This is a genomic window from Sphingorhabdus sp. Alg231-15 (assembly GCF_900149705.1).
Lineage (GTDB): Bacteria > Pseudomonadota > Alphaproteobacteria > Sphingomonadales > Sphingomonadaceae > Parasphingorhabdus.
Genome location: NZ_LT703001.1, coordinates 942,774 through 966,734, shown reverse-complemented (window position 1 = coordinate 966,734; position 23,961 = coordinate 942,774). Strand labels below are relative to the sequence as shown.

The 23,961-nt window shown below is 52.4% G+C and carries 25 protein-coding genes; 8 read left to right on the top strand and 17 right to left on the bottom strand.

Features of this window, described 5'->3' with window-relative positions; translation table 11 throughout:
* Positions 1–51: 51 nt before the first annotated feature.
* The 4 genes from DG177_RS04675 to DG177_RS04660 all read right to left on the bottom strand — a co-directional run bounded on the left by DG177_RS04675 (position 52) and on the right by DG177_RS04660 (position 4,565).
* On the bottom strand, positions 52–978 hold the full coding sequence (locus DG177_RS04675) for an NAD-dependent epimerase/dehydratase family protein (RefSeq protein ID WP_337658510.1): 927 nt from the start codon (positions 976–978) through the stop codon (positions 52–54).
* A gap of 24 nt (positions 979–1,002) precedes the next feature.
* On the bottom strand, positions 1,003–2,112 hold the full coding sequence (gene proB, locus DG177_RS04670; protein WP_337658509.1) for a glutamate 5-kinase: 1,110 nt from the start codon (positions 2,110–2,112) through the stop codon (positions 1,003–1,005).
* Complete coding sequence (obgE, locus tag DG177_RS04665) at positions 2,109–3,182, bottom strand: GTPase ObgE (protein WP_108810431.1); 1,074 nt, start codon at positions 3,180–3,182, stop codon at positions 2,109–2,111. Before obgE ends, proB begins: the two co-directional genes overlap by 4 nt.
* Positions 3,183–3,266: 84 nt before the next feature.
* Positions 3,267–4,565 (bottom strand): aromatic ring-hydroxylating oxygenase subunit alpha, encoded by a 1,299-nt coding sequence (locus DG177_RS04660; RefSeq protein ID WP_337658508.1) that lies wholly within the window; start codon positions 4,563–4,565, stop codon positions 3,267–3,269.
* A 233-nt stretch (positions 4,566–4,798) separates the two neighbouring features.
* Between DG177_RS04660 and DG177_RS04655 the strand changes: the two genes are divergently transcribed.
* Positions 4,799–5,197: a hypothetical protein gene (locus tag DG177_RS04655; RefSeq protein ID WP_108810430.1), complete on the top strand. Its 399-nt coding sequence runs from the start codon at positions 4,799–4,801 to the stop codon at positions 5,195–5,197.
* Between the two features lie 54 nt (positions 5,198–5,251).
* Here DG177_RS04655 and DG177_RS04650 read toward each other — a convergent pair whose 3' ends face one another.
* Entirely contained in the window at positions 5,252–5,974 is a 723-nt protein-coding gene (locus DG177_RS04650; protein WP_108810429.1) for a LuxR C-terminal-related transcriptional regulator, read from the bottom strand.
* Between the two features lie 415 nt (positions 5,975–6,389).
* On the opposite strand from DG177_RS04650, the gene DG177_RS04645 reads away from it, so the two are divergent.
* A complete protein-coding gene (locus DG177_RS04645) occupies positions 6,390–7,817 on the top strand; it encodes a hypothetical protein (protein WP_337658507.1) in 1,428 nt (475 codons plus the stop codon).
* Positions 7,818–7,844: 27 nt separating this feature from the next.
* Positions 7,845–8,621: a hypothetical protein gene (locus DG177_RS04640; protein ID WP_108810428.1), complete on the top strand. Its 777-nt coding sequence runs from the start codon at positions 7,845–7,847 to the stop codon at positions 8,619–8,621.
* A 4-nt stretch (positions 8,622–8,625) separates the two neighbouring features.
* On the opposite strand, the gene DG177_RS04635 is transcribed toward DG177_RS04640, so the two are convergent.
* The 3 genes from DG177_RS04635 to DG177_RS04625 all read right to left on the bottom strand — a co-directional run bounded on the left by DG177_RS04635 (position 8,626) and on the right by DG177_RS04625 (position 11,941).
* The gene (locus DG177_RS04635; RefSeq protein WP_108810427.1) at positions 8,626–9,030 is read right to left on the bottom strand and encodes an antibiotic biosynthesis monooxygenase; all 405 of its coding nucleotides are present in this window, start codon (positions 9,028–9,030) and stop codon (positions 8,626–8,628) included.
* Positions 9,027–9,638 (bottom strand): WHG domain-containing protein, encoded by a 612-nt coding sequence (locus DG177_RS04630; RefSeq protein WP_108810426.1) that lies wholly within the window; start codon positions 9,636–9,638, stop codon positions 9,027–9,029. The genes DG177_RS04635 and DG177_RS04630 overlap by 4 nt, the downstream gene beginning before the upstream one ends.
* 164 nt (positions 9,639–9,802) lie before the next feature.
* Positions 9,803–11,941, bottom strand: coding sequence for a molybdopterin-dependent oxidoreductase (locus DG177_RS04625; protein WP_108810425.1), 2,139 nt, complete (start codon positions 11,939–11,941; stop codon positions 9,803–9,805).
* 155 nt (positions 11,942–12,096) lie between these two features.
* On the opposite strand from DG177_RS04625, the gene DG177_RS04620 reads away from it, so the two are divergent.
* Complete coding sequence (locus tag DG177_RS04620) at positions 12,097–12,942, top strand: methyltransferase domain-containing protein (RefSeq protein WP_108810424.1); 846 nt, start codon at positions 12,097–12,099, stop codon at positions 12,940–12,942.
* Positions 12,943–13,163: 221 nt separating this feature from the next.
* On the opposite strand, the gene DG177_RS04615 is transcribed toward DG177_RS04620, so the two are convergent.
* The 7 genes from DG177_RS04615 to DG177_RS04585 all read right to left on the bottom strand — a co-directional run bounded on the left by DG177_RS04615 (position 13,164) and on the right by DG177_RS04585 (position 18,570).
* Entirely contained in the window at positions 13,164–13,589 is a 426-nt protein-coding gene (locus tag DG177_RS04615; RefSeq protein ID WP_108810423.1) for a hypothetical protein, read from the bottom strand.
* A gap of 154 nt (positions 13,590–13,743) precedes the next feature.
* Positions 13,744–14,373 (bottom strand): DUF3885 domain-containing protein, encoded by a 630-nt coding sequence (locus DG177_RS04610; RefSeq protein WP_108810422.1) that lies wholly within the window; start codon positions 14,371–14,373, stop codon positions 13,744–13,746.
* 151 nt (positions 14,374–14,524) lie between these two features.
* Positions 14,525–15,340: an alpha/beta fold hydrolase gene (locus DG177_RS04605; protein ID WP_108810421.1), complete on the bottom strand. Its 816-nt coding sequence runs from the start codon at positions 15,338–15,340 to the stop codon at positions 14,525–14,527.
* 520 nt (positions 15,341–15,860) lie between these two features.
* On the bottom strand, positions 15,861–16,370 hold the full coding sequence (locus DG177_RS04600) for a hypothetical protein (protein WP_108810420.1): 510 nt from the start codon (positions 16,368–16,370) through the stop codon (positions 15,861–15,863).
* A gap of 169 nt (positions 16,371–16,539) precedes the next feature.
* Positions 16,540–17,196: a TIGR02453 family protein gene (locus DG177_RS04595; RefSeq protein WP_108810419.1), complete on the bottom strand. Its 657-nt coding sequence runs from the start codon at positions 17,194–17,196 to the stop codon at positions 16,540–16,542.
* Between the two features lie 96 nt (positions 17,197–17,292).
* Entirely contained in the window at positions 17,293–17,979 is a 687-nt protein-coding gene (locus DG177_RS04590) for a hypothetical protein (RefSeq protein WP_108810418.1), read from the bottom strand.
* A 135-nt stretch (positions 17,980–18,114) separates the two neighbouring features.
* A complete protein-coding gene (locus DG177_RS04585) occupies positions 18,115–18,570 on the bottom strand; it encodes a biopolymer transporter ExbD (protein ID WP_108810417.1) in 456 nt (151 codons plus the stop codon).
* A 205-nt stretch (positions 18,571–18,775) separates the two neighbouring features.
* Here DG177_RS04585 and DG177_RS04580 point away from each other — a divergent pair, with 205 nt between their 5' ends.
* From DG177_RS04580 to DG177_RS04565, 4 genes are all read left to right on the top strand, one after another.
* A complete protein-coding gene (locus tag DG177_RS04580) occupies positions 18,776–19,528 on the top strand; it encodes a TylF/MycF/NovP-related O-methyltransferase (RefSeq protein WP_108810416.1) in 753 nt (250 codons plus the stop codon).
* 190 nt (positions 19,529–19,718) lie between these two features.
* A complete protein-coding gene (locus DG177_RS04575; RefSeq protein WP_108810415.1) occupies positions 19,719–20,408 on the top strand; it encodes a glutathione binding-like protein in 690 nt (229 codons plus the stop codon).
* Positions 20,409–20,410: 2 nt separating this feature from the next.
* Positions 20,411–21,040 (top strand): DsbA family protein, encoded by a 630-nt coding sequence (locus DG177_RS04570; protein ID WP_108810414.1) that lies wholly within the window; start codon positions 20,411–20,413, stop codon positions 21,038–21,040.
* A gap of 28 nt (positions 21,041–21,068) precedes the next feature.
* Positions 21,069–21,851, top strand: coding sequence for a crotonase/enoyl-CoA hydratase family protein (locus DG177_RS04565; RefSeq protein WP_108810413.1), 783 nt, complete (start codon positions 21,069–21,071; stop codon positions 21,849–21,851).
* 3 nt (positions 21,852–21,854) lie between these two features.
* Here DG177_RS04565 and DG177_RS04560 read toward each other — a convergent pair whose 3' ends face one another.
* Together DG177_RS04560 and DG177_RS04555 are read right to left on the bottom strand one after the other, a co-directional pair.
* A complete protein-coding gene (locus DG177_RS04560) occupies positions 21,855–22,289 on the bottom strand; it encodes a thioesterase family protein (protein WP_108810412.1) in 435 nt (144 codons plus the stop codon).
* Positions 22,290–22,319: 30 nt separating this feature from the next.
* Positions 22,320–23,747: an MFS transporter gene (locus tag DG177_RS04555; RefSeq protein ID WP_108810411.1), complete on the bottom strand. Its 1,428-nt coding sequence runs from the start codon at positions 23,745–23,747 to the stop codon at positions 22,320–22,322.
* Positions 23,748–23,961: the final 214 nt, after the last annotated feature.

The window sequence follows — 23,961 nt, the reverse complement described above, 5'->3', positions numbered from 1 at the left end:
GTATTTATGCGCCGGTTTGCAGAGAATGGCAGCTAATGATTTTAGGAGGTGTCAGAGCCAGTCGTTCTGACGGTACCATTTTACGGTGTCTTTCAGCCCCTGCCGCGTTTCGATTTGTGGAGTCCACAGTTCGGGTGGCAGACGTTTGGCCGGGTCGACCGTCCAGTCATCATGGCAGAAATAGTTCACTCGATCCTCGGTCAGTTTGGCTTTATCGCGGCGAAAAAAGCGATCGGCCTTTGCGCCCAGTTCCAGCAGAAATCTAGGTGTTGCTATCGGTTTGATTCGCCTGCCAGTCGCCCAACCAACGGCCTTTGCGAAGCTTTTTTGTGTCCATCCGCCAGTCTTACCGTCGTCCACCTCAAAGATCCGGGTGGTCAGCTCTTCATGCTCGGGAATGATTGTCATCAATGCGCGGGACAGGTCATCGACATGAATAGCCGACAGCCGGCCGTCGGCATCTGGGGGCAGGGTGATGAAGCCGGTTTTCGCCATTTTGAAAAGTTCCAGCATTTCCCCATCTCCGGGGCCGTAAATCGCCGGAGGCCGAATGATCGTCCAATCGAGCCCACTTGATGCGACGATCTTTTCCGCTCTGGCCTTGGTGTCACCATAGATTGACAGTTTTGGCAATGTTGCGGCGAGCGATGAGACATGAATGAAGCGTTTGCATCCCGATTTCTTGGCAGCCTCGACCACCGCCAAGGTTCCAGCAACATTGCCCGCTTCAAACTCTTCCCGGGTGGGCGCATTGACCACACCAGCAATGTGAATCACCACATCCGCTCCAGTGCACAACACGCTAAGGCTGGCTGGGTTGTCCAGAGCGCCGCGCACCCACGTGACATTGGGGCGATCATCCTGTGTCTGGCGAGTGAGGGCGCGTACCGGAAAACCGGCGCGTACCGCGAGATTAAGCAGATGACTGCCCACAAAACCGGTCGCACCGGTGATTGCCAGAGTTGGTTTCGTCCGCATGCGGTTACCTGTCCATGTCCCGCTTCATACCAGCACCATCTGATTTCGATGGACGACAGCGCTGCGCGGTGCGTAGCCGAGCAAGGCCTCGAGCTCGGAGCTGCGACGCCTGATAATCTTTGCACAGTCGAGCGCATCATATTCCGCCAGACCCCGCGCGATGACTCGGCCATCGGGATTGGCAATTTCAACAACATCACTGCGTTCAAACTGGCCATCAATAGTCACTATCCCGGCGGCTAGCAGGCTATTTCCTTCGCTTAGTGCTTTAGCAGCACCAGTATCAATCGTGATTGTTCCGGCAGAGGTCAGGCGGCCACCCAACCAGCTTTTGCGGGCATTGGCATTGCCGCTGGCTTTGAACAGGGTGCCGACGTCAGTCAGCGCATAGCGTTCCAATGGATGCTCTTCCCGGCCGGAAATAATCGACAATTCGATCCCGGCCAGATTGGCGATCTGCGCGGCTTCAAGCTTTGACGTCATGCCGCCAGAGCCCAAGCCAGACGATGACGAACCGTCCGCCATCGCCATGATCCGCGCATCCACCTGTTCTACGAGGCCGATAAACTGCCCCTCCGCTGCGCCGCCAGCGGTCCTGTCATACAGGCCGTCGACATCGGACAAGAGGTAGACATGATCAGCAGAGGCCGCTTGGGCGACCCGCGCTGCAAGCCGATCATTGTCGCCAAAACGGATTTCGTCGGTGGCGATGCTATCATTCTCGTTAATCACTGGAACAGAACCGTTCTCCAGCAGTTTTTCAAGCGTGGCCGTTACGTTGAGATAGCGCTTGCGGTCTTCCAGATCGTCCAGCGTCAGCAACATCTGGGCGGCCGTAATGTCATGTTCGGCAAGCAATTCCGACCACAGGCTGCTCAGTGCAATCTGCCCGACGGATGCGGCGGCCTGCGCATCGGACAGATTGGCCCGACCGCCTTTTTCCAGTCCCAGCTTGCGTGCGCCCAATGCTATTGATCCGGAGGATACTATGATGACCGATGCGCCGGCCTGATGGCGTTTTGCAACATCAGAGACCAGTGTCTCAAGCCACCCCCGGCGCAGGGTGCCGTCTTCGCCAATGAGAAGGGACGAACCAATTTTTACGACGATGACTGCATTTGACGTGGCTGTCACAGCGGTGACCAGTCCGCTTTTTCCTCCTCGTCGCCATCGACATCCACACCGCTGGCAATTTGGTCCTGTTTCTCGATCGAGCTGTGGCCGCCGACCGCTTCAAGCACCTTGTCGAGGACGGCATCCATGCCTTTTCCGGTCGCGCCCGACAGGGGTAATACCTCTTCAGCGCCTGCTGCACGAAGATCATCGGCGATAGCAGCCATCAACTCGTCATCAAGCAGATCAGCCTTGTTCAACGCCAGTATCTGAGGCTTCTTGGACAGGCCACCGCCATATTGTTCTAGCTCCTTGGTCACGGTCTTCCAAGCGGCAACAGGGTCGTCACCAGTTGCATCAATCAAGTGGAGCAGTACCTTGCAACGCTCAATATGACCGAGAAACCGATCGCCAATGCCGGCACCTTCCGCGGCGCCGTCAATCAGGCCGGGAATATCCGCCAGAACAAATTCGCGGCTCCGATGCTGGACGACGCCCAACTGCGGGTGAATTGTCGTGAACGGATAAGCACCCACCTTGGCTTTTGAATTGCTGACAAAGTTGATCAGTGTTGACTTACCTGCATTGGGCAATCCGACCAGACCGGCATCCGCAATCAATTTCAGTCGCAGCCATACCGCTGTCTCTTCGCCTGGTTCACCCGGTTGATGCTGTCGCGGTGCGCGATTGGTGGAGCTCTTGTAGCTGGCGTTACCGCGGCCGCCAACACCACCCTCGAGGAACATTTCTTCCTGCCCTTCACGAGTAAAGTCGAGCAGGACATGCTCCTTGTCTTCGGACAGGACCTGCGTTCCCACCGGTATCTTGATGACACGGTCTTCGCCACCGGCACCCGTTCGGTTTCGGCCAGCGCCGCCTTTGCCGCGCTGTGCCTTGATATGCTGTGTATAGCGAAAGTCGATCAAGGTGTTGAGACCTTCAACCGCCCTGAAGATAATATCGCCGCCTTTGCCGCCGTTACCGCCGTCTGGGCCGCCATATTGGATATATTTTTCGCGCCGAAAACTGACAGCACCGGGCCCGCCCTGGCCAGAGCTCACATAAATTTTGGCTTGATCTAAGAAATGCATGATTGTGCATTTAGGGAAGGGCGAAGCGAATAGCTAGGGGCTTGATTACCTAGTCTCATGACCGCCCGCATCATCCGCAGAATTTTACTCCGCTGCCTGCAATTGCTCCATCTCTGCAACACGCGGATCATTGGGATAGACCCATTCCTCGCCGATCACTTGATCAACGGCGAGATGCTCTGGCACATTGTCGAGACCGATCATCTTGTCGCAACTCTGGTGGAAGCTATATATACGCGCTTCTTGATAGCTTAGCGGCACGCTCTTGAAACCATCGCTTTCCATGGATTTCTGGATCATCTCGCCAAATTGCGTGTCTTCCAGGATTATCGGGCTCATATCCCGGCCATTCGGCTTGCTCTCGTCCGGCACGGTCCACAAGTCTGGCGCTGGACCGTTCCCCCAGTCCAGCGCCATCGTGACGAGCTCCAACCGGGTTGTGTTCAGTCCGGTCGGCCAGAAAACCAAAGGCGGTACAAAATAATTGGATAGCGGCGACACCCAGTTGGGGAACATGGTGTAGCTTTGTGTGCAGGTGCGGCCCAATTCGCCGACTGTGTCAATCTCCTGCCACTCTGGTGGTGAGTCGACGGCGCGGACATGTTCGCGGTCTGTTTCTTGCGGGGCAGGGGCCAGCATCCGGGCATGACCATTGGGGTACATCGTGTTTACATTGCGCTTGCTGTCAACCAAAGGTGCGACAGTTTCGGGGTGGATGAAGGGTACGTGATAGACCTCCATATTGGCCTCCATCGCCACCTTCCAGTTGCAGTTCAGATCGAAGCTATGGCGCGCGGCTAGTTTGATCTTGTCGAACTGAAATTCTTCCCAGTCATTCCAGACGGGGCCGAGCCATTGCTTCAACGGCATTGCGTCGTCGTCAAAGTTCACAAAAATCACATTGCCGAGCATTTCGCATTTGACTGGGATCAGGCTACGGCAGGACATGTCGAGTCCGGTAAAATCCTGTTTCTCAGGAACGCCGATTAGTTCGCCATCCGTCTTGTACGTCCAATTATGATAACCGCACATCAGACGTGGTGATCGCCCATTTTCCTCGGTTACCACCGGTGCACCGCGATGGCGACAAGTGTTGTAAAATGCCCTGACTATGCCATCCATACCATGAACGATGATCACCGGCGTGCCGGTGTTTTCCCATTTCATAAAGCAACCTGGCTCCGGGATCTCATCAATATGGGCCGCGAAAAGCCAGCTTTTCTTCCAGATATGCTGCTGTTCCAGATCATAATATTCCTGGGAAGTGTAGCGACCAGCAGGCAGGTCTGGCAGATGCGGAAAGCCCTGCGGCGGGGCTTCTCGCCCGGCTTCCCATTCCATTAGACGTTTAATCTGCGCTATATAGGCTGAATCCATCGGCATTGGTCTATTCTTCTCTCCCAATACAAACAGCATGACATGGCGAAGGCTGCGGGGTCGATTGGCATTTGTGATAGAGGAAAGAACTTGATGCTGTGATATCAAAATAGATAGGTTTAACGGCAGAACCTATGGATATTGGACCTTGCCACGTGGTCCCGTGGCGTGACTGTTAGGCCTGGTATGAAATATGAATTCAGTCGAGGTCGCAATAAATCTTCTGGAGGGAGGACATATTGAACATAAAAAAGGATCTAGAGGGCTTCGTGGAAGGGGAAGGCTCCAACCACTCCGATCTCACCCATCTGCAATTCGCGGCGCATATCGCAGAACAAAACAAGTTACGATCCGAATATTTTAGCGATCTAACGCTTGGTGACCCAGTATGGGATGTTTTGTTGGATGTTTATGTTGCGGAAAAAACCGATCAACCGACCACGATTAATGCTATTTCCAACCGTCTGGAAAAGCCGACTTCTCTGTGTCAAAGATGCATAGATTATCTGTTGGAACGTGATGGAATCTTCGAGAATCGCAATCGATATACGGCACCGCAATTTCTCTATCTTGCCAGCGAAAAAACCAAGCAACAAGTTGCGGCTTGGCTCAACAACTGCCTGGCGTCCGCACCATAAGTTATCTGAGGGCGCAAAAGCGATCTCGATAAAAGAAAATGCGCTAAGACGATTTTAGGTTCTTAGCAGGTCCATGCTGATTGCTTTTACAGATGCAGACGTCCGATCATGGACATCTAGTTTGGCAAATGCCCGCCGCATATAGCTGTCGATAGAGCTTTCGGATAACTCCAATATAGTGCCAATTTCAGCATTGGATTTTCCTTTTGCAGCCCAAGCAATAATCTGCATTTCCCGTTTGGATAGAGATTTTTCTATCCCATAGAGATCAGGGGTTAGCTGGCAAAACCGAAGGTGCGCCATTTGCGCAAAAATGTGGAATTGCAATCCAGTCTTTTTATCCATGAGTTCTGCGTTTAGTGGCTTGCCACAAGAGGCTAATCCGTTGCGAGATTGCGGTCCGAATAACGGGAATATCCAACCTTCATCAATATCTATGCTATTCGCAGCTTGTTTTAATTTTTGGAATTTCTGCTCACTGCTGGTCAAGTCGGCAATCTCTGTCCACCGAAATGCTGCGCCTTTTTGAAGGCTATTATCGGTTGTAAGATGTCCCTGTTTGATCAGCCCTGCGATTACGAATTTTTGGAACTCTTCATCTGAAATACCGGCATATCTGATGATAGTCTCCGGATGTGTTGGCTTTCTGTGTGGGGGTGGGCAGGCGTAGATCGTAGCGCGAAATCCATATTTTCTGGATATCTCCAAAATATATTTCCAGAGTTTCGCGGGGTTGTCGCATTGATCCAATTTCCCAATTTCATCAAAGGTCACCATTGGTCCTCGCTTGTTACAATCTGAAACATATCCGTGAAGCACTGCCTGGTCTGCCACGTGATCACGTGGCGCTTTTCTAGCAGTTTCCACAAGCAATCAGTTGGCCAGATACTGTCCGCTAGCCGCCATAAAACTCACTGTCCGTTGCTCTATTTCGGATTATTTCACAGCATGTTAGAAAGTCTGGTCAAGCTTAAATTTACCAGACAGAACGTTCCGGCACACCGGTGATCGCGTTAGCCCAAACCAATCGGCTAGTTGATTGGAAAACATGCTTCAGGGCCGTGGAACGGGGGCAAAATTCACGTGGTAGTTTTTCCCTAGTAATCGCAAATGTTGACAGGAACGCATCATTGCGGATATAAAGTATCCACTGGATACATATAGGTTCAATGAAAATTTAGAAGGAAAAATCATGTCCCCTCATGAAATGAAAACACGTTTTGGAACGTCGCGGCGCAAGCTGCTTGGTGCATCTATGGTTGGTGCCGGAACAATGCTGGCAGGCGTTGGTGCCAGCGCCTCTGGTGCCACCTTAAAATCAAAAGGCAATATCCTGCTGGACCGTGTTCCGGACCTGCCCAAGGGCCTTGCCGATGCGGTTAACTTCCCGCTGATCGAAGCGATCCACGGCCGACGGTCGCGGCGGTTTGCGCGCGGCGCATCCATCTCGGACGGACCGCTCGCCTACACATCGAAGCAAAAACCGGAACCCCTGTCAGAGCTGGAACAGATGTTGTTGCTGACAACTGTTGCCGGCAATACCGGTTGGTCAAATCTGATTCCGCATAACCCGAATTATCTGCCCCACATCCCTAACTATGCAGGTGCTGCGGGCGGGCGGACTTTTCCGTCATGTGCGGGGTTCCAGATTACCGAGTTTTTCTACACTGACGACAAAGGCGTCTATTTTCTTCCCACCCGCGACATGCCAGCGACCGGTGCGACCAAACCTAATGGCGAGACTGATCTCAAGGCCTATCTGGATGCGCATAAGTCGCGTATCGTCAAGATTGCAGATGGCCGTTTGAACATTCCGACAAAGCCTGAGCATATGGAAATGCACAACGAATGGTGTGCCAATGTGCCGGGAAGTACGATGATCTTTCCGGTCGCGGATCTGGCGCAGCACATCATCATGGCACTATGTTATTTCGTTCAGGGCGGTGTGTGCATCTATGACGATGTGAATAATCGTCCGATCCCCGGTCTGGAGAAATTCAAACATCTCGTTGATCTGGAGAACCCCTATCCCATGACCTATGTCGAGCAAGTTAGCGCGACGGAAGTGACGGTGGAACTGTCCTGTTCTTGCTATGCTGGTGCGCTCATGCTGCAGGCCATGGGGCTAGGCGGCTGGATGTATGACGGCCTCAATCCGTTCAGTGTGCTGGGCGCAAGCGGCGATCCTGCGGTGCCAGGTCTGGGCTTCCGCTTTGACACACTGCCCAACGAACCCCTGCCGCATGTCACCGGATTGGAAGGGATTTTGGAAGGGCATTGTCAGCCGCATTTCAAGGATATGCGCGCTGCAGTTGAAGCGGTGGTGAAACGCAAATTTGGCAAAGATGGGCCGTTCAACAGCAACACGCCCGGTCATTATAAGGAGACCGACGCTGTGCGCAAAAGCGGTGCGCCGATAAATGATGAGTTTATCGATTGCGTGGCGACAATGGCGCAATATGTGCAGGACACTTTTGGACGGTTTCCGGCAAAGGTTCCCGCTATTTTGACCCTGATGTATCTGCAGGCGCACAAGCTCGACACTGGTTTTTACGACACCTATTTCGACCATGGCGCTTATCTTAGGACTCATGCGGACCACCAAAAAAGTTGGTCATAGATTGGTTGCGAACAAAGGAATGCTGTCATGATACGTAAAAGCCTGATGCTGCTTTACGCGCTTGGTGCGTATATCCTGAGTATGGTTGCACTTGTCTATATCATGGGATTTCTCATCAATTTTGGTGTGCCCAAGGGGATAAGCAGTGACACGATAGAGGCGGGCCAGTCCCTTGGGACATGGCCCGCCATATTGATCAACACGGGATTGGTCGCGCTTTTTGGTCTGCACCATTCGATTACCGCGCGAACTTCGTTTAAACGCTGGTGGATCAATATCATTCCAGCGCCAATCGAACGGGCAACCTATCTGTATATGACCGCCGCGATGACGGCATTGCTGATCATGTTCTGGCAGCCTATCCCCATAACCATATGGTATGTGCAGTCCGATCTGGCGGCCGGTTTCATCTATGCCGGATATATCAGTATCTGGACGATGATGGTCGCCGCTACGTTTCACTTTGGCCATTTCGGTTTCCTGGGGCTCACGCAGGCCTGGCAGAATTTTCGAGATACACAACCCGCGCCGTCCAACATGACTGCGCGCTATCTCTATGCACTGGTCCGTCATCCGATCAGTCTCGGTTGGATGCTTGCGCCCTTGATGACACCGCATTTCACTGTCGGGCATCTGGTTTTTGCAGCCGCTGCCTTTGTTTACATTTTACTGGCGACGCCGTTTGAAGAAGCGGATTTGATAGAGGAGATAGGAGAACCCTATCGCAACTATCGTGACCGGGTTCCAACTTTTGTGCCATTCGCCAAACGCCCACTGGTCGATCCAGATCAGCGCCGTAGATAGCTGCTCATGGGATGACAGGATCGACCGTGTAATATCCCATGATCGGCTCGGTCTGCAAAAGGCTTTTGATATGGTCCCAGTCACCCGATGCGACAATGCGATCATAATGTTCACCATGAAGTTCTTTCGTTGCCCATACTTCCTGCAATACGAAGACATTGGGTTGTTCGACATTCCGGTAAACAATCGCCGAGACAAATCCCGGCTCTGAAGCCATGGCCTTGGACACGCCAGCCATTATCTCCGAAAATTCCGTCAGTCCGTCATCGCTCGCCTCGAAGTTGATGATGAGCGTTACAGGAGCTTCAGCATCTGAAGCTGCCGGTGCGTTTGCACAAGCTGCAATTGCGGCGATGGAAAAGACAGCAATAAGATATTTCAACAGGTTCTTCGCTGTATTTTGAATCATTTGGGGGACTCCTTTTTTGTTGACCAAAGCGCTTGCGATGCTTCCTCCGGAGCGGGGCCCAGCCCCACAACTGCAAGCATCTCCTTGATAAAATCTTCGTCCGGACGCGCTTTGAGCGTGCCCGAGCTGTGCAGTCCAACACCGCCATGCACGAGCATCCAATAGCGCATCACAGTTCTGCGCTTTTCATCGTCGCTGCCCTGTTCCGGGGCAAGCACGGCTCTGGATGTAGCGATCATTGCATCTGCACCGGTGCGCAATTCGGGTACGTCTTCAAACTGTACGTAACTGCGGTTCATCATGATGGTGTAAAGGTGACGATGATTGAGCGCGAAAGTTGCATAGGTACGCACAAAGCCCGCCGCATTCTTGGTCTTGGCGAGAAGTCCTGAAAGCTCATGAAAACCACTGGCAGCGACCGCCGAGAGCAATGCATCTTTGTCGGAGAAGTGATTATAGATTGCACGGTGTGCTACGCCGATCTTGGTGGCCAGAGACCGCATGCTAAGCTTCTCAGCGCCTTCCTCATCAATTCGCTGGCGCGCGAGATTGAGAACCGCCTGACGCAAATCTCCGTGATGATAATTGTCGCGGGTCTTATTGGTCACGCTGCCACCTCTGGAAAATGCTCTCGCATAATGTCACACATGATTTCATAACGATCCTTATATATCCATTGGATATATATCGCCAGCGGCTTCTGGATTGTCAATCAGAGACTTGTGTCACCCTTGCGATGAGCCGGTCTCATCCGGTCTCGCGGCAGCGTGGATCAGGCGGCACTCACTCGTACCGGGATAGCGCTTTGAATCGCCTGACCGGTAATCGGATCGAGATGGTCATCGTCGACAATCAACCGATTGGTCGACCCGCCTTTGGTCATCACATCATCCTTGCCCGCCTCGCTGTCGCCAAAGGCATGGCTCATCGAGATCACGCCGGGGCGGACCTTTTCATCCGCTTTGGCCATGCCGAAGATGGATGCAGTCGGGGAGGTGATTTCGATGATCGCGCCATCGCTAATCCCCGCCTTGGCCATGTCATCGGGATTGATGAAAGCCGGATTGGTCGGCATTTTTTCGACCAGTTTCGGGAAAGGATGGCCGTTGCTATTATAGCGATGCTTGGACCGACGCGAGATCAGGCGGAAGTCGAAGCCATCCTTAGCAGGGTCATTGGCCGCATAGTCGAAAAGTTCGCTCGGCATGGCTCCGGCATTCAAGTCAAAACGGTTTTCGCTGTCCGGATCGGCGGGGCCGACAACCGGGTGCAGCTCGTCATAAGTGATCGCCGCTCCCTTGCGGTCCAGCGCCGCTGCATCTGCCTTCGCCTTGCTGGGTTTGAGCAGTGAGCCTTCGGTTATCAGGTCAAGAACAGTCGCCTTATCCGGACATTCTTCCATCGAAACCGGGCCGCCGGGATAGTTCATCTCAATACCCATATGCTTGGCGAGCCACCAGAGCATTTCATATTCGTCCATCGTGTCTCCGGGTGCCGGAACCATCGCTTCGGTATAATGGGCATAGGCTTCCTCGGTGAACGCATCGGAGACGTTGTTGATATCCTCCCGCTCCAGGCACATGCTGGGTGCCAGGATGATGTCGGCACGTTTCGCACTGGCTGACATCCACGGATCAATCTGAATGAAAAGCTCACATTCGTCCAGTGCGCGGCGGACTTTTTGCTGGTCGGGAAAGGCAATTTCGGGATTGCCGCCAATGGAGATCAGCGCTTTGACCTGACCCTCGCCGGGAGTCAGAATTTCATCGGCCAGCACATTGCAGGGCATTTCCTTGCCGAGATGGCCAAGCCCACGAATACGCGATTTGGGAAATCCTTCACCGAACATCGGGGTAGGCGGTGCAACCTGAGCCATTTTGGGCGCGCCGCTCAGCGGATTGAAGACCATCGGGGCGGACACTTTCTCGCCTTCCTGATTGAACCGCGCGCACAGGATGTTGAGTGATGCGACCAGATATTCGGTCAGCGTCCCGTTGCCGGCCATTTCCGGACCGGTGCCAGTGACAACGCGGCCCTTATTGGCGCCTGCAAACATGCGGGCGGCCCTGATCAGCTCGTCCTTGTCCACTCCGGCACGCTGCGCAGCAACCTCTGGTGTCATCGGTTTGACGGCAGCTTCCAGCTCCGCAACGCCATCGACATGGGCAGCGACGAAATTCTGATCATAGAGTTTTTCGGCAAAGATGACATTGAGCATGCCAGCGAGCAGGGCAGGGTCCTCGCCCGGTTTTACCGGCAAGTATACATCCGCAAGGCGTCCCATGTCGCTGACCCGTGGGTCGGCAACGATCACCTTCAGGCCGCGGTCCTTGGCATCACGCAGGCCGCGGGACGGAGACGATGTCGGCATGCCTCCGGAATAATGCGAGACGATCGGATTGTTGCCGACAAACATCGCAACATCGGATTCGGTAAAAGCATTGCCGCCGCCCATCCACATGCCATAGCGCGCGGTGGTGAACACTTTCGCAGGTTGATCCACGGTTACGCTGGTATACCAGTTGCGCGAGCCGATACCCTGCGCAAAGGCATAGGATGTACCCAGTACGGCGCTGTTCTGAAACGCATTGGTACCGCAATAGACGGCGATGCTGTGAGGGCCGTGCTCCGCAACCATTTTTTTCATCTGCGCACCGGCGAGGGCCAGGGCATCTGCCGTTGCAATATCCTTGAACGTACCATCCGGTTGCCGAATTTTGCTGGTGATCATCCGGTCGGGCAGATTGTGCATATCGGTGAGCTGGCGGCCCTTGATGCAAGTATAACCGGTGAACAAATGATCTTCCTTATCGCCGCGTACAGCAACGACCTTATCGTCTTCAACATCCACCAGCATCGCGCAGCTGGCGTGACAAAAACGGCAAAAACTTCTCTTGGTCTGAGCGGCCATGGTAACTCTCCTATGGCCGCGAGTTTATCATCGGTCACAACGGGCGCGACTGACAAAACTGTTTGGACTATCCGGCAGGAAAACTGCCGGTTTCAGCGCGCCTGTTTTCCCAATATCAAATATGTTAGACGAGAACTGAGGGATGGGAGCCGACAATGCCATTGATAAGCGACTTTATTGCGGGGCGAACTCCCCCGGACTTGTATGAAGCCTATTTGTCGGGCGGTTTGTTCATGCCCTGGGCTGACACGCTTATAGAGGCTGTAGCCGCTTCCGGTGCTTGCCTCGACATTGCCTGCGGTACAGGTGTTATTTCCCGCAAACTGTCCGATCTGCCCGAGGTCGCAACACTATCATCAATAGATGTCGCGCCGCCGATGATCGCCAAGGCGAAAGCCTTGCAACAGGAAAAGGGTTATGCGCCACGCGCCGAGTTTCAGGTCGCGAGCGCGCTGGACTTGCCTTTTGATGATGACAGTTTTGATGTCGCCCTGTGTCAGCAGGGGTTGCAGTTTTTTCCGGATAAAGCGCTGGCGTTGCAAGAAGCGGCGCGGGTGCTGAAACCAGGCGGCCGTTTGGGAGCCGCTATCTGGACTTCAGGACATGATGGAAATCCTGTCTTTGGGGAGTTCGAAGATATATTGGCGCGCAATATTGGCCGAGATATTGTCCCGATTGCACCATTTTCCTATGGCGATCCGGATGAAATCCGGTCCGTTGCCGAGCAAGCCGGACTAGACGTGAACGCGGTTGAACGGCGCGAGATGATTACGACCTTACCGGCGGTACGAGACTTTGTGCTGTTCGACGTCATCTTTCTCGGTCGCCCGGGTCCAGATGGCGCGTTGCAGCCGGTTATCGACCCGGAAGATGATACCGCCGACGAACTGATCGAAACAATTATAGCCGAGATGACCGACGCGGTTCGTCAATATGTGCAGGATGACGGAACCGTAAAATCACTGTCCACAACGCATTTTCTTTTGGCACAAAGCCGTTAAAAATCGATCCCCAACATATCGGTGACACAGCCTATAAGCGGCTCCATGTTTAAAACTGTACTTCGACTGCGTCTTCAACGCCCACCAGCATTGTGAAGCTGGCGTGACAAAAACAGTAAGTTTTTATTGGTGTGGGTGTGGGATTTGTACTGTCTGTCCGCTTTATCCCGAAAGCGGACATTAGAATCTTGGCAGATGTACCAATAGGGCTTTCAATATTTTCAATATCGTTCGAAATCCGATGTGACCGAATGCATCGGGTCGGATTTCAAAAGTTGCTGAAATCCGGTTGCCGTGAACGTTATAATTCCAACAATCAGTTCAATTTTAAAGTGATACAACTTCATTTTTTTATTTGGAGTAAGGCTTTCATTCTCAATCTCTACACTGACCAAATCGATGCCTTGAAAGTTTTGGAAGTCCAAGCCGATATTGAGAGCATTTACATTTTCGAATACCAGTTCGGCTTCAGCAATAAGATACCCCTTCGTGCCATGTGCCAACGGCGACTCCAAGATATAGTCTATGTCAAACTTCATTGATCCATGTTTGTTTGGGAAGGCCAAACCGTAGGTGCGGCACTGACTCCATCCAAGTTCACCGATGTCGGCTTGGGTCCATTTTTTGCCTTTTTTATATCCGCTCAAACTTGATCACTCACTTTATCTATTAAACAAGTTTGCTGTTAACATGGATGGCTGATCTCTTTTGCGTTTTCAGACACTAGCACATGCCAACTCTATTTCTGCAACATCCCGAAAGCGGACGCTAGAAATCTCGATATTTGCGCGATACCATTGATCAAGAAAACTTCTGGTCCATTGCTTTACGATCATATTCCAAAAGCCAGCTATTCAAGTCACTATAAAACGGCTTGATGGTTTCCTTGTCCATTGCGATGACATCCATTCCGCGATCATCATAAACATGAACGATCATCTGCTTTTGCAAATCAGCCAGATAGATACTGCCCCATTCAGCATAGGGTTGAACGCCCATATCTTGAGCAACACAATTCCAAAGCAGTTTGTCTATCTCAGGCAGTTCGTTCGACAAATGACAAGAATACCAGTGTTGATAGCGCCAATCCTCGTAGTCATCTTCGCCTTGTTTGATCGCGCCAAGATAATTCAATCGAGCGCTATCAAATCCAATATCATCCAATTGATTTACTGCTCGGTTCATCGCAGGAACGGGCTTCTCGGGGCCAAGCCGTGAGAACAACACGGTGACTTTCTCAGAGTCTGCCAAAAAAGCATGAGTTATGGACTTGGCTCGATCCAATGAATCTAGGAAACGCTCTAAGTGCCTTGTGCCTGTACTCGTACTCACGTTCGACAGATTGAATCGAAGGCCCCACGGAAACTCATAAAACAAACCGTGTGGCAGTTCTTCCACTCCAAACGTGTCTTGAATTACCCGAAATTTCATTCACCATCCCTAAATTGCTCTGCAACATTTGGCAGCAACAATATGAAGATAGGACGTGAGCCCTCTTGTTGCACTAAAATTCTAATGTCCGCTTTTGCGCCCGTAGCAGACACTAGCGTTATGTCCGAAAACTTAAGGCGTGTCGGTTGGCTCACGATAATTTGGCAAATGCCGAAGCCATGATTTCCGGATGAGTCATCATTCCCATTCGTCCAACCGGTACATCAATCCAGTCCCAGCCCGGTTGTTTGGCAGGCCCCCACATTTTAATTGAGGATGGCGCGAACTCCTGTTTCGTGCCGCGCAAATAGGTTCTGGGTAAATCTCTCCATCCGCCATTTTTCAAAATCAGTTTATCTGTCCATGCATCGGCAGGATGAGGTGTTAAGAGCTTTCGCAGTTTTGCCCGCACCTTGGGATATTCATTACCCACAAGCATTTCTATTGGATAATCGTCCCAGAATACCATTTGATACCCATCCAAAAACCTAGAACGGCGCTCTCTGAACTTTTCGGTTTCCGATCCATCTGCATTCATTTCGACGGCAGTCATTCTTCCTTCATGCGGAATCAGCGCCTCAAAAAATCCTATATGCCTGATCTTTTCTTTTCGAACATCCGCAGCACCGGTAATAGCCATGCCAGAAAAGCTGTGCCCGATAAGGATGACATCACTCAATTCTTCATAGTCAATCACGCCTACAATATCATTTATGTGCGTTCCCAGTCCAATATCCGGATTTGTAAGATGATGTCGTTCGCCAACACCAGTCAATGTCGGGGTGAATACTCTATGACCCATTTTACGGAGTGCTTGAGCGACATCCTGCCATATCCAGCCACCGAGCCACGTACCGTGAACAAGTATAAATATTTTTGATTCTGAAGACGCAATAGCAGCGTTGACTAACGAACTGGCGGCAAAAGGCGTAACAGCAGCCAAGTTCAGAAAATCGCGTCGCTCCATATCACATTACCTCTGTTTGCTATGACTAAGAGAGTGAGAAGAATCCTTTTTGACAAAGCGGACGTTACCACACAACCAAAAAGCCCCGTCGACTTGAGGGGTCGAACGGGGCGTTGGAACGGTGGGTCGCTGTAACCATTCCAACAGCACGGATAGCTTAACGCGCTGAGTCTGCATTGTACGAAATGGACTCTTCGGTTGAGTTAGAACAATGATAGCGACTAGGAACTGGATAGCCCTGTGGCAACTTTATCCCGAAAGCGGACAATAGCCCACACTTTTCAGAATGTCCGATTCTGGGGGTGGAAGCTGACACCGTTGCAGTCGCATGCCAATGACTGGAAACGCATTAGAGCGGACCGATATGATGATACCAAATGGAAAATTCCAGACGATATATTGGATTGATGAAAACAATTGAGGGTTTAGCATGCGATTTCCGGTTCATCTTAGCCGTCGCTAAACCCGCTCTCGTCGATTGGCGATGTTAGCCTGACAATGCCGTTCGCGTTTTTGGCAATTAATCGTGCTCACTTTCGCTGTCATGAGCTTTGATCTGCTGTTTATAGTACCGAACGCTGACGACTTTGATCATCAGATACTCTCCGAAAATCATTATAAACCAGTCGGTCAAGATCGCTGCGACGGGCGCGGCTATTAGACCGAGAATTAGGCCTGCAATACCTCGCTCCGCAATGGTGATCCCAAACGTGCCAAGAAACACTAGGGCAGCAAGGAAAGTCGCGACAACCGGCAGCATTGCCTTGCACCAGAACAGGTGCGGAAAGTCCTTGTCCTTATCAATTGCACCCGCCTTTGCGATCTTGCGGAGTTCATCCCCAGCCAATTTCGCGGTATTGATGGGCATTGTGAATATCGAACGGATGAGGATGAAGCAGCCTACTGCAAGCCCCGGTTCGGAAGCTTTGCTCTTTGCTGATGACGGTGCGTCCGCCTTAGTTGATTGCGATGCTTCGCTGCCAGTAGTGCTATCGTCTTGAATCTGTGTACCGGATGATGTGCTGACCATTCTTAGCCCCCTATGACGCTATTCAAGCTAACATAGCCAAAAGTGCGTTCATATGTTCATAAATGTTCGTCTGCATTTTAATCCAGCTTAAGTCATTGTTTTAAAGCCTGCATTGGCGGAGCATCAGATCATTTTGCTACAAAGTCCCCTTCTGCGCCCAAAGCAGCCCTTAAAACTCGACCTCCAAAGCATCGGCAACAAAACCCATAAGCGGCGCCACCTTCTCGAACTGCGCCTCAACCGCGTCTTCAAATTTTGCAGATGTCGCCAGTTTTTCATCGGCATCCTGAAAACTGAAAAAGCTTTTGCGGCGCAGGTCTTCGATCAGCGGATGATCGGCATCGAACCCTTTGGGCGCGCGTACCAGTTGATCGCCGCGCAGGTCTATATCTTCGACGGCTTCTTCCCAGCGGGCAGGTTTGTCGACAATGCGCTGACGAATATTGCGCAGCGCTTCGCCTTGTGGTCCCCACACACCGCCACCGAAAAAAACTTCGCCAGGGCCAAGATGGACATAAAAGCCGGGTGCATGGGCGTCTTTGCCCGCTGCATGGCGAAACTGGCATCCGACATGGGTTTTATAGGGGCTCTTGTCTTTCGAAAAACGCGTGTCGCGATAGATGCGAAAACGGCTGCCGCCATCGGGGCGGGGATCAACTGTTATATGCGGGCTGATGGCTGCGACACGGGGCGCCATGTTGATGATGAAATCAGTGACGGGATCGACAACCTCTGCCTCGTAGCGCTTTTTGTGCGCCTTGAACCATTCGCGGTCATTATTCTGTTCCAATTCCCGTAGAAAGCCGAAAAGTTCCGGGCCAATCATCGCAGTCTCCCAAAAAGAGCCTGAACTTGTCAGTCTTAACTAGGGGAGTCAATTAAGGCCGCCGGGTGATTGTCGCGGGACCGCGCGTCGACCAACCTATCGCGATACCCGGCGCAGGCCGCTATGCGTTCGCGTTACATTATCGTCGAAACTCTTGCCAAGGGCGGACCCGGCAATAGCGATCTTGGAGCTTTTCACATAGGTTCGCCCGTCCGGCGCTCTGGCGCAACTTGTCTTCAGGTTAAACTTGCTGATACGGGCAAAGATGGCCGGCTTGAAAGATTTCGGTGCGCTCAGGCTGTAGGTCAGAATTGCCGGCCTGTTCTTGTCGACTGTAACACGACCGGTGAGATGTTTGACAAATTTCTTGCTGGCCTTTTCGTCGGGGTCGGGCAGAGGCTTAAAGGCGTAGGTCGCGGTACTGGCGGTTTGGCTTATGAGCCGAGCGCTAGCCGGAATGCTTTTCGCCATCTCGCTGCACCAGAAGCCTTTGTAGCGATTATTCTCGATCTCCGTGACGGCTTTCTTGAATTCTTTGGTCCAGGTCGATTTTGCCGGTCTGGAAACTTTGACTCGCTGCCCGACGGGGCGGCTGGGATTGATCCGCCCGGCCGCGTTGATCTCGCTTGTGACATAACTGATATCATAGGAGTAGTTCGGACCGCTTTTGTTTGCAGCGAGCGCGCGCTTTAACGGGGTTTGTGCCAGGGCAGGGGCCGTTACCAGCAAACCGGATGAAATCAGTGCAAGATGAAGGGACAGGGCGCGGAGGGAGAAAGTCATTGCAGCTTTTCCGTTTTTAAACTGAAAGATTGGGATCGCTTGTCCATAGAAACAGGACGATCCTGCAATGTCAAAGCCGCAATCGGTTCACCGATGAATTTCTCGCTCCGCTGGATTTTCCAAATCGGATCGGGATCAGTTTACGCTGCCGTCCCATTTTTCAAATTTCCGGTTTCCGACAAAACCAATGGCTTGAATACCGGAGCGTTTGACCGTGGCTATGGTATGATCAAATATCTCGTAACGCGCATTGGCATCGGTTTGCATGTGGAGTTGCGGATGATCGGGATCTTTGGCCATGGCCAAGAGCAGGTTTTTGAGCTTAGCCTCGTTCACGGCCTCGCCATTCCAAAGGGTCAGGCCCGCGTTATTTATGCGCAACAGATTGACCTTTGGCGGTTCACCTGTTCCGGGGTTTGGCGGTGGTAAGGCAACCTCGACTTTGTGGGTAGCGATGGGGATGGAAAGCATCAGCATGACGAGGAGGACCAGAAGCACATCAATAAGCGGTGTGATGTTCAATTGCGCCATGGGCTGGCTGTCCGAAACCCGAATTCCATGTTGACGAAATGTTGGCCGATAGGTTGGCATTTTATCTCTCCCTTATTGTGACGATCTACTCCGTGCAATAATTGTAATGATATATCATCATATACAAAACGCACAGGACTGTAAACTCATCCGCATATATATCCTGCGGCAGGAACGGTCCGCCGCAGCGGTCGGGTGTTTGTCATTCCGCTAGGTCACAAGGCTTTCAAGGGCATGATAACCAGCGTCAATCGAGGGTTTATACATGGCTGATAGCTTACATGCGCTCCCCACCCAGTTTCGCCAGATGGCGCGCCGCGTGCGCAGTCAGATTGCGCGCAAGGGGCTGTCGCCGCTGGCGCAAGCGGTTTTGCAAGAGCGTTTGACCTATCTTTCGCCAGCCAAGCTTCGGCGCATTGAAGGGGCGGTGCAATCGGTCGAAAATATCGACGGTGATTTTGCCGAATTTGGTGTTGCGCTTGGCGGATCGGCTATCCTGATCGCGAAGCAAATGCAGATGCAGGCGCTAGGCCAAGCCCGGCAGTTTCATGGCTTTGATGTCTTTGGAATGATCCCGGAACCGGTATCTGAAAAAGATGATCCCAAATCCCGATCGCGATATGCAACCATCAAATCGGGTGCATCACACGGGATCGATGGAGAGCTCTATTATGGCTATCGCGATGATCTCCTTTCGGATGTGAAACAGAGCTTCGCTGACCATGGATTAACCGTCGATCAAAACGGTATCTGGCTTTACAAGGGGCTGTTCGAAGAGACATGGCCGACAGCCCGCATTGATGGCCTTGCCTTCGCTCATATCGACTGCGACTGGTATGATCCTGTCGTCTTTTGCCTGAACGCGGTGGCAGGGCATTTAAGTCCCGGCGGGGTCATCGTCATGGATGATTATCACGATTATGGCGGTTGCAGAATAGCGGTGGACGAGTTTCTCGCCGCAAATCCGGCCTATGATTTCGAAGATGGCCCGAACCCGATATTGCGGCGCAGAATATGATCCCAAAGCAGTGGGGCTGATCAATCTATAGTCTTTGAGGCCGAGTGATGGTGTCGCGTGCAAGAGTTGGTGCGTTTTTTGGTCGCTTCGGCATGAAATTTGTATAATCTCATGGAAATGAACATCTTTTTTACGTGGCTTCGGTGTGAAGCTTGGCACCTGCTGCGCAATGATAATGGAAAGCTCTGCGATGATTGATCTCTACTTTGCGCCGACACCCAATGGCTGGAAAATCAGCGTCATGCTCGAGGAATGCGGGCTCGACTATAGCGTCAAATGGGTGAATATTGGCGCAGGTGAACAATTTGAACCGGAGTTTCTGGCAATTAGTCCGAATAACCGGATACCGGCGATAGTGGACCATGATCCCATTGAGGGCGAAGGACCGATCAGTGTTTTCGAAACCGGCGCGATCCTGCTCTATCTGGCCAACAAGGCTGAAAAATTTTTACCGAAGGATCTACCGGGCCAGATTGCCGCAACCGAATGGCTGATGTGGCAGATGGGCGGGCTCGGCCCGATGATGGGGCAACATGGTCATTTCAAACTCTACGCACCCGATCGGATTGCCTATGCCACCGAACGCTATCGCAACGAGGTATTGCGCCTGTTTGGCGTGATGGACCGGCGATTGGCGGAACATCACTATCTGGCGGGCAGTGAATACTCCATCGCCGACATGGCCTGCTTCCCATGGGTGCAGACCTACAAGCGCCAGGAAATCAATCTCTCCGATTTTCCCAATGTGCAGCGTTGGTATGAGATATTGAAACAGCGCGAGGGCTTGCGGCGCGGTATGGCGCTTGGGCGCGACAAGATTAATCGCAACCCGCAAGATGACGCCGAGGTCCGCAAGACGTTATTCGGGATAAAGGAATAAGCATGACCACCACAGTTGATTTTTACTTCGATCTCTCATCCCCGTGGACCTGTCTGGCTTTTCACAATATCCAGCCGATTATTGCGGACGCGGGCGCGCAGATTATCTGGAAGCCGTTCCTTGTCGGCGGCGTCTTCAACGCGGTGAATCAGAGCGTTTATGCAGCTCGGGAGAATCCCGATAATCCGAAATTCGTGCACAGCTTTCGAGTGATGAAAGACTGGGCAGCGCTGGCCGGAATACCGATGAATTTCCCGAGCGAGCATCATCCCGTCAAGTCGGTCCACGCGATGCGCGCCTGTTGCGCGCTGGAGGACGATCAGACGGCGTTGCACAAGTTCGCAACCGCGGCATTCAACGCCTATTATTCCGATCAGCGCAATCTCGATGATCCGTCGGTATTGGCGGCGATTGCCATTGAAATCGGTATGGACGGCGAGGCGCTGGTCGCACGGACGCAGGAGCAAGCAGTGAAAGACAGGCTGCGCGCCAATACCGAAGAAGCGATTGCCCGCGGCGCCTATGGCTCGCCTAGCATTTTTGTACCTTATCAAGGCAGCGAACGGATGTATTTTGGCAATGACCAGTTGCCGTTGGTTAATCGAGCGATTAAACTCGCCACGAAGTCATAAACGAATCCAGCTTTAACGGAGCCTAACCATGTCAGAACGCGTCACTATTTCGGTTGAGAACCATATTGCCGATGTCCGGTTCAACCGGCCGGAAAAGATGAATGCGCTCGACCCCGAGCAGATTGATGCAATTATCGATGCGACCGACAAGCTCGCCGAGATGAAGGATGTCCGAGCGATCGTGCTGTCCGGCAATGGCAAGGGCTTTTGCGCTGGCCTCGACATGGCAAGCTTTACCCAGTCGAGCACGACCGGTAGCCTGACCGACCGCAACTATGGCAACGCGAATAAATATCAGCATGTCGTGCTGCAATGGCGGCGACTTCCTGCGCCCGTGATCGTAGCCATTCACGGTGCCTGTGTCGGCGGCGGCCTGCAATTTGCTTCGGCAGCGGACGTGAGGATCGCTACGCCGGATTCCAAATTATCGATCATGGAAATGCGCTGGGGCCTCATCCCGGATATGGGCAGCTACTCGACCTGGCGCAGCTTTGTACGGGATGATATCCTGCGGGAGCTGACCTACACCAACCGGATTTTCTCTGGTGAAGAAGGCAAAGAACTGGGCTTTGTCTCGCATCTCGCGGATGATCCGCATGCGAAGGCGATGGAGCTGGCGGCGGAAATTGCTGGCAAGAACCCGGATGCGATCAAGGCCGCCAAACGCTTGATGAACCAGCTGCCGGATATGAATGAAGACGAGATCCTGATGATGGAAAGCGTTGAGCAGGATAAGGTGGGCAGGGCGCCCAATCAGAAAGAGGCGGTCATGGCCTTCATGCAGAAACGCGCGGCCAACTTTAACGACTAGAACTTAACCGCGCCGGACCTGCTGCGCTTCGAGCACGGCCCGAAAATCAGTGTCAATCGCCTTTGCACCCTGCGGGTTTGTTAGCACCAGTGTTGTGGTACAGGTCGCAACACATTCGTCATTCTGGAATGCAGCCGACTGGATATCCCAGGACGAATTGCCAATTCGGCCAATACCGCTGCAAATCTCGGCATCGTCGGGAAAATGCGCCTCGCGCAGATAGTTGATCTGCACCGCTGCGATCAGCCAACGGTCACCCTGAGCACGGTTTTCCATTCCCATGGATCGGTTGAAACGGACTCGGCCATTTTCAAACAGATCAGCCATCGCGACATTGTTGATATGGCCGAGCAGGTCCATATCACCAAAGCGCGTCTGGGTGACATTAGAAAAGGGATAGCTAGCCTTTGACAGCTGCCAGGGTTCAGGCTTGGACATGATATGCTCTTTATAGTTGCAATCTGGGAGCTAGTGCATTTTGGCGAGCAGGTCTTTTTGCAGATGCTTGCAGAGCCAGAGATAGGCAAGGCCGGACAGACCATAGATCATGGCTGTGAAGCGCAATGCATCGCGTACCCCTTCGCCCGTTACCTCACGACATGCTTCGAGTGCGGCCTGACTTGCCGCGGCCAAAATGTCCGCATCGGTGCCCTTGCAAAGTTCCAATGTCATCTGGCTGCCCAATACGGCATTGCTACTGACATAGGATGCTGACAAATAGTCGCTAATCGCACCAACAAATAGAGGACCAAGACCATATCCGATCAAGTTGACCACGAATAGTAATATAGCGATCGCGGTCGCTCGTGCTTTCACATCGACCACACCCTGCGCAATCGTATATTGCGAACCCAGATAGGTATAGTGCAGGAATGCCGCTACGATCAGCATGACTAAAGCCGTCGCTTGACTGTTCGTTGAAAAGCCAATCCAATATAGCGGTAGCGATAAGATAAGCGACCAACCGGGAACCCAGGCTACGGCGTTGACGTGGCGACCACTTAGCTTCTCGATCGCATATCCTCCTCCAAAGGTTCCCGCCGCCGCTGAGAGCGACACGGGAAGAACCAGCTGGAGGGCGGCATCGGCAATGCTCAATTCATGCACGCGAACAAAGAACGAAACCTGGAAACTGGAAACCCCGTAACCAACAAAGGCGACAATTGTCGCTGCCAAGGCATTGATCCAATAGCTGCGATTTCCGCTTAGTCTTTTCAGCGTTTCGCCAAAGCCCAGCTTTTCAACCTGTGGTGTACCCGGCGGGTCAGAATAGCCCCGCGGTGGTTCCTTGATGGTGAACAATACGATCAAGCCAATCACTACCCCGGGAAGACCCAATATTATGAACGCCTGACGCCAAGAGAAAATCTCAGCAATAGGGCCTCCGAAAGCCGCTGCCAATGCGCTGCCGAGAGTAACGCCCATCGCATAAATGGCGAGCGCCCGCGCGCGGCTGCGTGGCGGAAAATAGTCGGCGATGATCGAATTGGCTGGCGGCGTGCAGCCTGCTTCACCAATTCCGACACCAACACGAAATACCAATAGTGCAAGAAAGCTTCCTGCGAGCCCGCAGAGTGCAGTCATGATTGACCAGAAGATGACGCTGAATGCGATAATCCGGACGCGATTATATCGTTCTGCAAAACGCGCGATAGGAATGCCGAAAAGCGTATAGGTAAGGGCAAATCCAAAGCCTGAAAGCAAGCCGAATTGCAAGTCCGTGAGTTGAAATTCCTGAATGATTGGTTCCGAAATAACACCAATCAAAGCGCGGTCGATGAAGTTGAGTGTATAAACAACGAGCAATGAAAACAGAACGTAGTTACGATATCCACTGGTACCAAATGCCTGTCCGGTATTTGTGGTGGGCGAGCCCTGGGCCTGGGTTGCGCTCATATCATCTCCTCAAACTGTTTTCTTTGAGTGATGGCCTGATCTGACTTGCAAGTCCAGCACGCATTATCTGGTAGTTCAATAAACTGTCCGGAAAAATGTCTCACATTGTGGCACCAGGATAAATCTCGGTAGGCCGATTTCTGCAGGACCCGATTGCAGTATTGCCGTTTCGAGAGGTGGGCGGGATTGGTAAGACTACCGAAACGACAGAGCG